Here is a 12,850-nt window from a genome sequence, read left to right as displayed (position 1 = left end):
TGCTGTATTTTTTCTTGTATACTAAATTACTTGAATAATTTATAACTTTTTCATGATTCTCTCTCGATTTTGAAATGTAGCGATATGTGTTAACCCTATTTTTTTTAATAATTCTCCATTTTGAGCCGTATAGTTTCCTAAATCATCAGGGTAATGCGAATCTGAAGAAGTTGTAAATTGAACGCCTTTCTCAACTAATATTGAAAGGAACTCTGGTCCTGGACACATTTCCTTTACTGGATATCGATAGTAAAGGCCTGCATTTACTTCCGTTGCTGTGTTTGTATCGACGAGTGCCTGACCTATTCTTTCGTACCAATAATGATTGAAGGCTTCATCGTCTACGCGAATATTAAACACTTTCAAGTTATCCAGATGTGCCACAAAATCAAAAAGGCCGGAACGAATCATTTTTTCTACACTTTCAAAAAAATGAGTATACAACTCTTTTACATCCCACTCACTATACACATCCACCATTTTAGGATTATCGAATCCCCAGCCTTTGACAAAATGGACTGACCCAATTACGTAATCCCACTCATACCCTTCTAGCAACTTGGACAATTCTTCTTCGCCACCAGGAAAGTAATCGGCCTCAATTCCAAGCCTTAACTGAATGCCTTCCTTTGCCCAAACCTCTTTTTGACTAGTTATAAATTCGGTGAATGCCCCCATATCCTCTGTCATGACAATTGTTAGCCAAGCTCGTTGTTCCGTTCCAATAACATCGTCTTCGTCTATATTCATATACTTTTCAAAGTAACTTGCAGTCTCTTTGAAACGATACAAATGATCTACGATTCCCACTTCTTTGAGTCCGATTTCTTTTGCTTTTCTTAAATATAAATTCAGCCACTCTTCACTAAAACAACCTCGCTGCATTCTTTCATCTAAGTTTTCAACTTGCTTGAATGCCCTGTTCCTTGTGGCGACTCCTCTTTGACTATCCTTTTGAAATGCATCAAGGGCTTGGATTGTCCTTTGCATCCAACTAAAGGTATAAGGGCCTTCTTCTAAATGAACATGGTAATCTACTAGCATTTTTTATCTCCTTTCATTCAACAGTTGTCCACACGACTTCATTTTTCCTCATTATGGTTTCCCATTCAATTGGACAACTCCGTTCACTGATAATCTCATTTACTTCTTCAGTCGGACATATCGAAAAATAAGAAGTTTCTCCTACCTTTGTAGAATCTACTAATAAGATCTTTTCAGAACTTTGCTCAATCATTTTTGATGAAATGAGAGATTCATCCAGATCATAATCATAAATACCTTTTTCGGTTAGCCCCCCACAGGATAAAAAGACCTTATCTATTTTCATATCACCCAGCATATTGAGTGTAAATACACCAGAAACCGCAAACTGCTCAGGATTTGAAATGCCACCTAGCATGATTACTTTTCCCGTCATTCTTTTTTCTTCCAAAGCCAAGTTAAATCGCTCTGTTGCCGCTAAGGAATTTGTAATTACTGTGACATCGTGTACATCCTCTATCGCATCGGCAATATGAACCGTAGTCGTACCTATATCAATAGCGATATAGTCACCATTTTCGATTCGTTTAGCGGCCTGAACCGCAATTGCAATTTTCGCATCTTTATTCACTTCTAATTTTCGTTGAAACACCATTTCTTTCGCATTTGGAACAAAAGGAATGGCCCCTCCATGGATCCTAGTAATTACCTCAATTTGTTCCAACTCGGACAAGTCTCGACGAATTGTTTCGGGAGTGACTCCTAGCGTAGATGCGAGTTTTGCTACCGTAACTTTCCCAGAATCCAAAACGTGCTTTGTAACCGCTTTCATTCTATCGTCTTTTGGTAGATTCATATAAAGCCACAACCCCTTCCTATCAAACAACGGTAAACATATTTGTCCTTCCACTAGTCATCATATGTTTCATTTTGATTTGTATTCACGCGATAGTTGTTTGGATGGTTTTTGAATACAGCTTCACGGTAATAGATAGACAAACAAACACTACTAGCAGCCTTTCACACTATAAATTCATTTTTTTATTTTTTGCAAACAAATACCTCCATAGCTTCCCAGCCGTGGAGGTACCTAACATCTATGTATACTATTTTTCCGAAATCAGTCATTCTCATTTTCTAACATTTTCTTATTTCTAACTCTTCGGATAAATAGAGCAGCCGTTGTGCTACCAGCAAATATCGTCAAAAACACACTTCCTAATTGATCTGAAAGTTGGCCATTCTCGACAAGTAGAAACATTCCGCTAGTAACACTCGAAATAACTGAAGCGCTACTCAGAATAAAAGCAAATCCCATTAGAACTATAAATACAACGGGATGATCTTTCTTTCGTAAGTACGCATTTTTAGTAATGGATGTAAGAGTAAAATACATAGCCGGGATATAGATCATTACCAACATTTCTATCATCGGATTTGCTGCCCAATCACCGTAGATAAGTTTTGTATAGCCATTTAGCATAATTAGGACAAAAGTAATTAGTAATGTTTGAAAGGCAATTTTATGTTGAGTTGCTTGTTGAAATTCATCGTATCCTTCAGTTTTCATTGCTCATTCCTCCCAAAATAGATCATTCAATGTAAGGTTTAGTGCTTTGCATATGGCAATACAGAGATTTAATGAAGGGTTATAATCCCCATTCTCAATCGCATTCATCGTCTGGCGTGTTACACCAACTGCATTCGCCAACTTCGCTTGCGATAAATCCTTTGTTGCACGTGCAGCTTTTAGACGTAAGTTTCTGGCCATAACGGAACCCCCTCATTGTGTTCAACTATATGATATATAGTTCGTTATGTCAATTATATGTGACATATAGGAATGTATACTTGACATTACTACTATAAAAAAAGAACAGCATTTGTATCCTGCTGTTCTTCGGGCTTCATCACTATCCGACTATTTTTCTGCGTAAACCAGCATTGCGTCTTTCATGAACCTAGCTAGACCTTCTCCAAATTTATCGATGTTTTTTGTAAATCGCTCGTCTTCTACATACATCTGACCAAGTCCTGCAAACGCTTCTAGTGAATACGTTCCGATTCGATTGAGAAATGTAAACCATTCACCTATCGCTACTTGAGCTTCTGTTGATGCAGGATCCAAATGTCTGACATCCGCTAACCTAAAGTAGATGCGATTCATTTCTTCTTCCAGCTCAGGGCCAAACTTTTCAATATTCTTCTTTGACTTCTGGACCGCTTCTGCACCCCAACGTTCTCGAGCTTCTTGTTCATACGGATTATCGCTGAAATCAAACCCTTTAAACTTCTCCTCATTTGTCATTTCCATTTCCCCCCTTCCATGTTGAATAGTCTTTTCAATGGTTTCAATCATAACGTCCAGCTGCTTCCGTTTATCCAACAACATATTTCGTTGGATTTCAAAAGCAACTTGTCTGTCGAATGAAGGGCTAGTAAGTAGTTCTTTAATTTTTTTCAAAGGAAAACCAAGCTCACGGAAAAACAGTATTTGTTGCAACGTTGCCAAGTTTTCATCTGAATAAAGCCGATATCCCGCTTCCGTAACTTGATCAGGCGTTAATAAATCAATCTCGTCATAGTGATGAAGCGTGCGCACACTTACACCAGTTAGATTGGATACTTCCTTCACTTTCATCTTTGGATTCCCACCCTTCACTTATGACTATAAAGTATAACGTAACGTTAGAGTCAAACGTTATTTTTAATTCAATGAAAAAAGCACAATATGCCGATAACATCCGGATTTTGTGCTTTTCAAGCATTTATTTAGTTTTATCAATTCACATAGTCAATATAGATTCCCACACGACCATCCGCTCGATCCGTCAGCTTCATCGAAAACTCCATATTTCCTTCACTCGCAACTACAATTACGTCTGCATCGTCACCGTCTCTTATCGATTCACTAGTGATGCCCTTTGTGGTAAAGAAATCTTTATAGTCTTCACTGATCCAATCAGCAATTCCATCATCTGTGGAATATACTGCACTCATGCTATTTTGATTGTTTTCATAGTCTACACGTAAAAAAGTGACATCTAGACAAGGCTTAAATGGAAAACCTTCTAGCATGTTCCCTACTAGAACATAATGTTCATCCGGACAACTTCCATGGCTCTGAGTTTGTTCATCCCAATTAATAAGTGCTTCGACGACAGGATAGACTCTCGGCGGTGACTCAGAATACGTCAGTTCAACGATCGCTTTTTCATAATTATTTGCTTCCGCCATCGATATTTCCACTTCCATATTCATTTGGTTGTCACTTACTACTAAGTTCGCCCATTCACCGCGTACACGATCTGAATCAAACGTATAGCCTTTTTCTTCAAAGTAAGCTTTTAACCAATCGTATTGCTCGTAAACACCTTGTTCCACTTCATATTTCGCAAAAATTGTACGTTGGTCATCACTTGCGTTCACTTCAATCGAATAAAACACTGGACATGGGGATAACGGAAACCCTTCTGTAAGTCGATTTAGTAGAAGGTAATATTCATCGCTACATCCTCCAAATCCCTCGTCAATCAGAAACTCTTCTTCCTCTTCTAAGTTATCCGACTCGACCGCTTCGCCATTTTCAGGTCCATCAACTTCTGTTTCGAGTTCTGGTATTATTTCAACGGGTTTTGAGACTTCAACTTGATTATCATCATCCGTACTTTCAGTTTCATCTTTTACTTGGATTCCTTCAGGAGAAACTTCCAACTTGTTTCTATCCGGAAGCGAAATAGAAAGGCAGCCACCGAGTAAAACCGCTACTAGAAAAGTTGATAGAATGACTATATACTTTTTCACCCTCATCGACCTCCGTTGTACTGTATTTCCTTTATTCTATTCCCAGAAGGTTAAGTTGGGGTTAAGTTATAGCTTGCCCAACCAGATTCTCTTTTTTTGCGGATGTCCGCGCAATTGCTTGGATTGTCCGCCCTTTCCTCGAGAATGTCAGCGCTTTCTTCGATAATGTCAGCGCTTTGGCTAAAGATGTCCGCCCTTTTTACCGATGTCCGGGCAATCGCTTGGATTGTCCGCGCTTTCCTCGATAATGTCAGCGCTTTGCCAGAAGATGTCCGCTCTTTTTACGGATGTTCGGGCAATCGCTTGGATTGTCCGCTCTTTCCTCGAGAATGTCAGCGCTTTGCCAGAAGATGTCCGCTCTTTTTACGGATGTTCGGGCAATCGCCTGGATTGTCCGCTCTTTACTCGATAATGTCCGCTCTTCACCAAATAATCTCCGCTCTCCAAAATAACTTCAGTTTAGTTCAATCAAAAATGCCACCATCGCTAGGATAGTGGCATTTCTATTAGTTAATCGACGATAATGTCTGTTTCTATTTTGTTTCTTTTGTTATGCTTCGCTTTGATGAAGAAGAGGATGACTAACACAATGGTTAGCACCAATCCAACGATATAGGAAACATTCAAGTCGAGCTTGAAACCAATTTTGGCGTTCAGGATGTAGATAAACACCATATAAGTGATAAATATCGCAGGAATTAGTGACACGATGTAGTTCTTCCCTTTGATAAATAAATACATCGTAGCAATCCACAATGCAATTGCTGCAGTTGCTTGATTTGCCCAAGAAAAGTATCTCCATAAGATGTTAAAGTCGATCTGAGTTAGCAAAGCAGAGATTGCGAACAATGGAAGTGCAATCATTAGACGCTTTACTGTTTTAGCCTGATCAATCTTTAAGTAATCTGCGATGATTGAACGAGCTGCTCGGAATGCTGTATCTCCTGAAGTAATCGGAAGTACAATAACCCCTAGTACCGCAATTGTTCCACCTACAGCACCTAACAATGTCATGGATACTTCATTTACAACAGATGAAGGCGTGCCTGTTTTGATAAATTCGCTTAGTGTTTGACCATCAAGCATACTCATTGCAGCAGCTGCCCAGATCATTGCGATAATTGCTTCAGTAATCATCATGCCGTAAAAAATATAGCGACCTTGTGATTCTTTTTCTACTGTTCTAGAAATAATTGGTGACTGTGTCGCATGGAAACCTGACAGAGCTCCACATGTAATTGTAAAGAATAAAATCGGGAAAATTGGTAAATTGTCTGGATGCATATTTGTTAAACTTAACTCTGGAATCGTATAATCCGAGAAGACCAACATTACTCCGACGCCCACTGTTCCAATCAAAAGTAGAGCACCTAAGAATGGATATATTCTACCAATAATCTTATCGATCGGCAAAATGGTCGAGAAGAAATAATACGTGAAAATCAAACCGATCAGTATCCACAAAGCAACTTTACCATTTAAAACGATACTCAATAAAGATGCTGGAGTTGTAACAAAAACAGTTCCCACGAGAAGAAGAAGCAACAGCGCGAAAACGTTTACAATATGTCTAGAAAACTTGCCTAAGAACCTACCCGCTAGCTCTGGAATATGAGCGCCTCTGTTGCGGATGGAAATCATACCTGTTAAGTAATCGTGTACTCCACCAGCAAAAATTGCGCCTACTACAATCCATATGAATGCGACTGGACCAAACAATGCCCCCATAATCGGACCAAAAATTGGACCGGTTCCAGCAATATTCAATAGTTGAATTAACGCGTTCTTTTGTTTACCCATCGGAACATAATCCACACCATCTGCGTTTTCATAAGCTGGTGTCTTTCTTGCGTCTGACGGATCAAAAATCTTTTCGATAATTTTTCCGTATGTAAAATAGGCAACAATTAAAAGTGCTATAGCGCTAAAAAATGTAATCATCTGTACACCCCTACCCCTTTTTTAAACCATTCTTACTTTATTACCAAATCATACATATGCCCTAATTTGTCTCTATGCATTAATTCTAAAGTAGGTTTTCTGAAAATTGACCTTTTTGGCGTATCATGTATGTTTGGCCGAACAAGAGGTATAGAAAATTGATTAACGTGTAATAGCGTCCTATAATTCCAAACGACTTCGTAAACCTTTAACATAATTTCTACTAACTGAAAGCTTTTCATTCGACCCTTCTAGTTCAAGTTGATAAGCTCCGTTAAACCACGGAGTCAAGCGAGTGATAAATTTCAAATTCACGATATAGCCTTTATGAATCCTATAAAATGAGAATGGTAACAAGCGACTTTCAAGTTCTTTTAATGTCATTCTTACTTGGTAATCTTTTGTTTGTGTAACAATTTTACTTACTTTCTCGTCTCGATAAATATATAGAATCGTATGCGGATGAATATAATCAATTTCACCATCTGCCTCTACGGCTAATCTGTTTAGTTTTTCGGATGAATCCGTGACGGTAGGAAGAAACATCACCTTTTCAATACGATGGATGGTTTGCTTCAATTGTTCTTCGTCATACGGTTTTAATAAATAATCGATTGCATTGATGCGAAAAGCCTCTGCAGCAAATTGGGGATAGGCAGTCGCGAAAATAATTAGGGGCACTTTTTTTAATTCAACCATCGTCCGTGCCACCTCAATGCCATTTAATTTAGGCATTTCCACATCTAGGAAAACTACATCCGGTAAATACTGCAACGTTTTCAATATAGCTGCCTCTCCACTTTCGGCCTCACTCACTACTTGAACATTTGGAAATTTACTAAGTAAATACGATAATTCTTCACGTGCATAGCGTTCATCGTCTACAATTAGCGCACGAATTGTTCGCATTACAGTCCCACCTCTAATTTTGGAATTCGAAATGAAATAACTGTTCCTTCGTTTTCCTTACTTTGAAACAAAAGTCTAGCTTGGTCCCCAAAAGTCATCATTAATCGGCGATTCACGTTAAATAGACCTACCCCTGTTCCTGTTTCCGACTCCATTTTCATCAAACCTAAGTCTGCCATTCGTTCAGGAGAAATCCCCTTGCCGTTATCCTCAACTAAAATTTCAATTTCCGTCCCTAGATTACGCACACTCACTTTAATGAAACTGGCTTTCTCCATGTCATTTACACCATGGTGGATCGCATTTTCAACGATAGGTTGTAATGTAAATGGTGGAATTTCCACATTCAATACATCTTCGTCTACATCATACAAAACAGTTAATCGATCTACGAAACGTGCCTCAATTATTTCTAAATACGATTTCACATGTGACAATTCTTGTTCTAACCCTATTTGGGATACCGTTGTGCCGGTAACGTTTTGACGTAAAAAATAAGAGAGTGACGTTAACAACTTCCTTGCTTGGTCTGGATCCGTGCGAATTAAGGAAACGATAATATTCATTGAGTTAAATAGAAAATGGGGGCTGATTTGTGCTTGCAGCGCATTAATTTCTGCCTCTTTCGCTAATTGGTATGCATGATCTGTTTCCGCAATTTCCAGTTGATTACTCAACAGCGAACTAAGTCCTGCGATTAGTTCAATACTTACATCCGTAATTACTTTTTCAGATGGATAATACAGTTTTAACGTCCCAATCGTTTCTCCGCGTCGAATAAGTGGTGCAATAACCGCCGCTCCTAAAGGACAGCCTGGATAGTCACAGTGAATCGTACCTTCATTAACAACAATAAGCTTTCCATCTCGGATCACATCTTTTGTTTCAGATGTGCGAATCGGAACATTGACTTGATGGTGGTCTTTTGCAATTCCAACGTGGGAAAGGATTTTTGTTTTATTTGTCATTGCAACAGCACTTGGTTTTAATTCTTCATATAAAATCGTACAAACTGCTCCTGCGGTTTCCGCATTCATTCCTTTTCTTAAATAACCCAGTGTTTGATTCGCGATACGCAAAGTTTTTTGCGCTTGGAGTGCCGTCATTCGCTCTTGTTCGTTCATAACATTCCGCACAATTAAAAGGAATAATGCGGTTCCGACTCCATTCGCGAGTATCATAGGGAACCCAATTATTTCAACGAGGGACACCGCCTTTTCAAAAGGCTTGGACATTAAAAGAATCATACTCATTTGCATCGCTTCCGCTAAAGCACCTATTCCAAAAACAAGGAATGGGTTTAATGCTTTTCCTCTTTTATGGAAAGCTGCCGCCATGACTCCTGCAATAATTGTAGAAAGTCCGCAAGAAATTGCCGTAAATCCACCTAACGTCATCCGATGAATTCCAGCAATTAAACCTGCTCCGATTCCTAAACGATAACCTCCTAGTAAACCAGCAACTACAATCCCAATCACTCGTGAGTTCGCGATTGCCTCGTCTGTTGTTAGTTTGGTAGCGACGCTATTTAACTTTAATGTGTCTGCATTGAGAGCCACGCCTAAATAAGTCCCAATAATGCCGAAAGAACCGAAAAATAATATGGCAGTAACTTCTTGTTTCCTGTCTAATTTATCGTGATGAACTAGGTTCTTAAAAAACTGGAATCGAGTTAAGATGAAAGCCACTGCTACAATCACGCCAACTCTTTCCAACATTATGACAAGTAGATCAAGCAATGAAATCCCCCTCACCTTAGACATTGTTGGCTAAATTATTATGCATTATCTATAGAACAACGTATCTTTGTTTCCAGTTTTCATTTAAGAATACAAAAAGCCACCCCTTTCAATTTAAGAATGGTGAGGCTAAATGATTCCTATTTAATAACTCGGTTAGGGAGGCTGTTGAGCGGCCCTTTCCGATTGAATAGATTGAATTTCGTTTCAGAAATTAAGATCGCACTGAGTATAAGCACTGCGCCAATTCCCATTTTTAGCGTTAGCACTTCACTTAATATCACTACTGAAAACGCCATGCCCCAAAAGGATTCAGTCGACAGTATAATGGCCGCCTTTGTTTCAGTAATAAATTTTTGTGCCGTAGTTTGCAATAGAAATGCGATTGTTGTCGAGAATACAGCTAAATAGAGGAGGGGTAGTAAACCTGCTGTTTCCATCGAAAAAGTAGTTTCTCCCTTGAAAAGAATTGTTACACATCCAATAATCGCCGCCGTTACCATTTGAATAATCGTGATGAGAACAGGATCTTCATCTTTAACAAACTTTGACGTATAGAAAATATGAAATGCGAAGCAAACTGCACAACACAACGTCAAAAAGTCACCAAAATTAATTTCAGAGGATAGTTTAAGGGATAACACCGCAACACCTATAACTGCCATAACAGCGCCGACCAGTTCGAACCCATCAATTTTCTTTTTGTAAATAAAAAATCCGATAAACGGAACAATCACGACGTTTACAGCCGTTAAAAACGCATTCTTAGAAGGTGTTGTATATTGTAAACCTACTGTTTGCAAAATAAAAGCTAGATAGAGAATCGTCCCTAAAATTGCACTTTTAATCAGGACCTGTTTATTGATTTTCCGTAACTTTTTATGAAAAAACAAACCTAAAAGGAATGCCCCGATTAAAAAACGCCCTGCTAAAATTTGATAGGGCGTGTAATGTTCGAGCGCAACAGCACTGCCAACAAATCCACTACCCCATATAATTGCTGTAATAATTAACCCTATTTCACCTATATACTTCCTCATTTTCTCCACCGCCGATTTCAGTCAATACGATGATTATATCTCATCTATGTACATTGTGAAATGAGAGAATTAATTAAAGTAGACGGTTAACGATTTCTTGAAGCGAGCCACGTTCACTTAAATGAAGATTTTCTCCTGCCCACATGGACATGAACTCTACTTTTTCTTGCCTTGCAGCTTCTTGTCGAATGTTCTTCGTCAAGTCATTTTGATAGGGATACGGCGCGATCGGAACAGTTGCCATTTCGTCTGTAAAGCGATTACGAATTCCACGCGCGAATTTTCCTGAAAACGCACGCGTCAGCACAGTAGTTCCTTCCTTCGCATGCAAAATCGCTTCTTTATATAAGGGATGGGCTCCGCTTTCATTTGCCAAAAGGAATGCCGTTCCGATTTGGACAGCTTGTGCACCCAATTGGAATAGCTTCTCTTTCGTTTCTTTACTTGCAATTCCACCTGCTGCTATAACTGGAATTCCGACAGCTTCGATAGTTTCTTTGAGCAATGCGATAAGAGGAATCATCGTTAATTCACCTGAAAATGAACCGCGATGTCCACCTGCTTCGCTTCCTTGCACAACAACTGCATCCATTCCCGCCTGCTCTACAAGGATTGCCTCTTCCCGTGTTGTTGCTGTACCAATGAGAAACACATCGTTTTCTTTTAAGATGCGAATTGTTTTTTCATCTGGAATTCCAAATGTAAACGAACAAATTATTACTTTTTCATCGATGACCACTTGGATTTGTTCTGCAAATTCGGACTCGGACAGGGGTGCTTTCCAAAAAGGCATACCCAATTGTTCACCAATTGGTTGAAGCGCTTCATATGCTTGTCGTAAAGTTTGCTGCTCCATTTCAACTTGTTCAGGCACAAATAAATTTACTGCGAATGGTCGATTCGTTTGCTTCTGAACATCACGAATAAACCCGCGCGTTTCTTCTGCGGAAAAGTAACCAGCTCCGATTGAACCTACTATTCCTGATTTCGCAGACGCGACCACAAATTCTCGTGTCGTCACGCCTGCCATCGGTGCTTGAATTATTGGATGTTCGATTCCTAGTAAAGTGGTCAATTTCATTTCACTTTCCTCCAATCGTAAACGTCTTTTCGTACATCGAGCTTTCTACCATTAATGGATACCGTATGCTCATCTATCCAAGTGATTTCGGCATCCTCCTTACGATATGCCCAATAAATGTTTTTCTTCTTCTCTTTCTTTTGATGATAGATAACTTCGCCTCGAACTGCAAATGCTACCGTTGCTCCACCATTCGCTAAGTATGCCTTTACCGTATAGTCTCCACTAGGCGAAACCGATTCCGTGAGTAATTCACCTTCGGGTAGTCGATTTGTATTATAGAAGAAATAGTTCACTAGCAGTAGAAGGATTATAAGAATTGCAGTTAGTACTCCCAAAACAATCCCCGCTACTTTCCATCCTCGTTTCATTGGCAAACACCTCACTTCTTTATAAGACGTATCCCATCGTCCAGATGTTCTCGATGTGCATTCAAATGGCCCCGTTTTTTATCCAAAATAAAAAGACCCTAAAAAGGATCTTTTTACAGGATTTCGCTCACACGGCCAACTTGTCCGTCTTCAAGACGCACTTTAATGCCATGTGGATGAAAGCTTGAATTCGTTAATAAATCTTTCACAACACCCTCAGTTTTTACACCCGAGCGTTGGTCTTTCTTCAAAACAACAGCCACTTTCAAACCTGGCTTAACATCTACACGATTACGTCCATCCATTTGTTTCATTCTCCTTTTGTTTCTTGATTCTTCTTTCACTATAGCTTATTTCAAGTAAGAATGCGTTCGACACTACCTATCTTTTCTGAAACTGACATTGGACAACGTGTGCGGTACCCGTATGATTTAACCCCTCTTCACGGTTCACTTCACCAATATGAAAATGCTTTACGAAACTATCGCTAAACGCTGACAACATTTGTTTCGGATCAATAAGCAGTTCCAATTTCCCTGGTCCCCCTGTTCCATATTTTAATTGTTCTTTTGTGTACAGCTCACTTATATAATAACCACCTGGCTTCAATGCTTTATTTACACCAGCTAACGTCCGACCAAGAATTTCTGTCGGAAAGTGACCAAACACATGAACGATTGCATCCCACTCTTCTTCATCCCATACAACATGCTCCAAATCGCGAAGCTCGATCTTCAAAGTGACTCCTTTTTCATCGGCAAGTCGTTTTGTTTTCTCAAGTCCAATTTTTGAATAATCCCAAGTTGTTACGTCATGGCCAAGAGATGCTAAGTAAACTGCATTACGACCTTCACCTTCTGCGATACAAAGAATCTTTCCTTTCGGTAAATGTTCCGTCGCTTGGACAATAAATTCATTCGGTTCTTTTCCAAAAATATACTCTTCTCGTGAAAATTTTTGATCCCAATGGTTCGTCATAGT

Annotated in this window: 14 protein-coding genes; all 14 read right to left on the bottom strand. The window is 39.3% G+C overall.

What is annotated here, in order from left to right:
- Positions 1–39 precede the first annotated feature (39 nt).
- The 14 genes from ACXYMX_RS05030 to ACXYMX_RS04965 all read right to left on the bottom strand — a co-directional run bounded on the left by ACXYMX_RS05030 (position 40) and on the right by ACXYMX_RS04965 (position 12,847).
- Positions 40–1,044 carry a histidinol phosphate phosphatase domain-containing protein gene (locus ACXYMX_RS05030; RefSeq protein ID WP_459043136.1) on the bottom strand — a complete coding sequence of 335 codons (1,005 nt, stop codon included), beginning with the start codon at positions 1,042–1,044 and terminating at the stop codon, positions 40–42.
- A gap of 13 nt (positions 1,045–1,057) precedes the next feature.
- Entirely contained in the window at positions 1,058–1,840 is a 783-nt protein-coding gene (locus tag ACXYMX_RS05025; RefSeq protein WP_459043135.1) for a DeoR/GlpR family DNA-binding transcription regulator, read from the bottom strand.
- A 264-nt stretch (positions 1,841–2,104) separates the two neighbouring features.
- Complete coding sequence (locus ACXYMX_RS05020; RefSeq protein ID WP_459043134.1) at positions 2,105–2,554, bottom strand: hypothetical protein; 450 nt, start codon at positions 2,552–2,554, stop codon at positions 2,105–2,107.
- 3 nt (positions 2,555–2,557) lie between these two features.
- Positions 2,558–2,755 carry a helix-turn-helix transcriptional regulator gene (locus ACXYMX_RS05015; RefSeq protein ID WP_459043133.1) on the bottom strand — a complete coding sequence of 66 codons (198 nt, stop codon included), beginning with the start codon at positions 2,753–2,755 and terminating at the stop codon, positions 2,558–2,560.
- A 150-nt stretch (positions 2,756–2,905) separates the two neighbouring features.
- Complete coding sequence (locus ACXYMX_RS05010; protein WP_459043132.1) at positions 2,906–3,625, bottom strand: MerR family transcriptional regulator; 720 nt, start codon at positions 3,623–3,625, stop codon at positions 2,906–2,908.
- Between the two features lie 140 nt (positions 3,626–3,765).
- Complete coding sequence (locus ACXYMX_RS05005) at positions 3,766–4,788, bottom strand: hypothetical protein (RefSeq protein WP_459043131.1); 1,023 nt, start codon at positions 4,786–4,788, stop codon at positions 3,766–3,768.
- A gap of 510 nt (positions 4,789–5,298) precedes the next feature.
- On the bottom strand, positions 5,299–6,729 hold the full coding sequence (locus tag ACXYMX_RS05000; RefSeq protein ID WP_459043130.1) for a carbon starvation CstA family protein: 1,431 nt from the start codon (positions 6,727–6,729) through the stop codon (positions 5,299–5,301).
- A 180-nt stretch (positions 6,730–6,909) separates the two neighbouring features.
- Entirely contained in the window at positions 6,910–7,638 is a 729-nt protein-coding gene (locus ACXYMX_RS04995) for a LytR/AlgR family response regulator transcription factor (protein WP_459043129.1), read from the bottom strand.
- Complete coding sequence (locus ACXYMX_RS04990; RefSeq protein ID WP_459043128.1) at positions 7,638–9,377, bottom strand: LytS/YhcK type 5TM receptor domain-containing protein; 1,740 nt, start codon at positions 9,375–9,377, stop codon at positions 7,638–7,640. Before ACXYMX_RS04990 ends, ACXYMX_RS04995 begins: the two co-directional genes overlap by 1 nt.
- A 140-nt stretch (positions 9,378–9,517) precedes the next feature.
- Complete coding sequence (locus ACXYMX_RS04985) at positions 9,518–10,417, bottom strand: DMT family transporter (protein ID WP_459043127.1); 900 nt, start codon at positions 10,415–10,417, stop codon at positions 9,518–9,520.
- A gap of 73 nt (positions 10,418–10,490) precedes the next feature.
- A complete protein-coding gene (locus ACXYMX_RS04980) occupies positions 10,491–11,498 on the bottom strand; it encodes an NAD(P)H-dependent flavin oxidoreductase (RefSeq protein WP_459043126.1) in 1,008 nt (335 codons plus the stop codon).
- Positions 11,495–11,869, bottom strand: coding sequence for a DUF5412 family protein (locus ACXYMX_RS04975; protein WP_459043125.1), 375 nt, complete (start codon positions 11,867–11,869; stop codon positions 11,495–11,497). The genes ACXYMX_RS04980 and ACXYMX_RS04975 overlap by 4 nt, the downstream gene beginning before the upstream one ends.
- Before the next feature lie 113 nt (positions 11,870–11,982).
- The gene (locus tag ACXYMX_RS04970; protein WP_459043124.1) at positions 11,983–12,174 is read right to left on the bottom strand and encodes a YwbE family protein; all 192 of its coding nucleotides are present in this window, start codon (positions 12,172–12,174) and stop codon (positions 11,983–11,985) included.
- Positions 12,175–12,250: 76 nt separating this feature from the next.
- A complete protein-coding gene (locus tag ACXYMX_RS04965; RefSeq protein WP_459043123.1) occupies positions 12,251–12,847 on the bottom strand; it encodes a class I SAM-dependent methyltransferase in 597 nt (198 codons plus the stop codon).
- Positions 12,848–12,850 lie beyond the last annotated feature (3 nt).

Source organism: Sporosarcina sp. CAU 1771 (assembly GCF_054482775.1).
Note: the sequence above shows the minus strand (reverse complement) of the source record. Positions and strands in the feature narration are given on the sequence as shown.

Coding starts and splice junctions, on each gene's coding strand:
- ACXYMX_RS04975 (WP_459043125.1), bottom strand. CDS start 11,869: ATGAAACGAGGATGGAAAGTAGCGGGGATTGTTTTGGGAGTACTAACT.
- ACXYMX_RS05010 (WP_459043132.1), bottom strand. CDS start 3,625: ATGAAAGTGAAGGAAGTATCCAATCTAACTGGTGTAAGTGTGCGCACG.
- ACXYMX_RS04965 (WP_459043123.1), bottom strand. CDS start 12,847: ATGACGAACCATTGGGATCAAAAATTTTCACGAGAAGAGTATATTTTT.
- ACXYMX_RS04980 (WP_459043126.1), bottom strand. CDS start 11,498: ATGAAATTGACCACTTTACTAGGAATCGAACATCCAATAATTCAAGCA.
- ACXYMX_RS05025 (WP_459043135.1), bottom strand. CDS start 1,840: ATGAATCTACCAAAAGACGATAGAATGAAAGCGGTTACAAAGCACGTT.
- ACXYMX_RS05030 (WP_459043136.1), bottom strand. CDS start 1,044: ATGCTAGTAGATTACCATGTTCATTTAGAAGAAGGCCCTTATACCTTT.
- ACXYMX_RS05000 (WP_459043130.1), bottom strand. CDS start 6,729: ATGATTACATTTTTTAGCGCTATAGCACTTTTAATTGTTGCCTATTTT.
- ACXYMX_RS04970 (WP_459043124.1), bottom strand. CDS start 12,174: ATGGATGGACGTAATCGTGTAGATGTTAAGCCAGGTTTGAAAGTGGCT.
- ACXYMX_RS05020 (WP_459043134.1), bottom strand. CDS start 2,554: ATGAAAACTGAAGGATACGATGAATTTCAACAAGCAACTCAACATAAA.
- ACXYMX_RS04985 (WP_459043127.1), bottom strand. CDS start 10,417: ATGAGGAAGTATATAGGTGAAATAGGGTTAATTATTACAGCAATTATA.
- ACXYMX_RS04995 (WP_459043129.1), bottom strand. CDS start 7,638: ATGCGAACAATTCGTGCGCTAATTGTAGACGATGAACGCTATGCACGT.
- ACXYMX_RS05015 (WP_459043133.1), bottom strand. CDS start 2,755: ATGGCCAGAAACTTACGTCTAAAAGCTGCACGTGCAACAAAGGATTTA.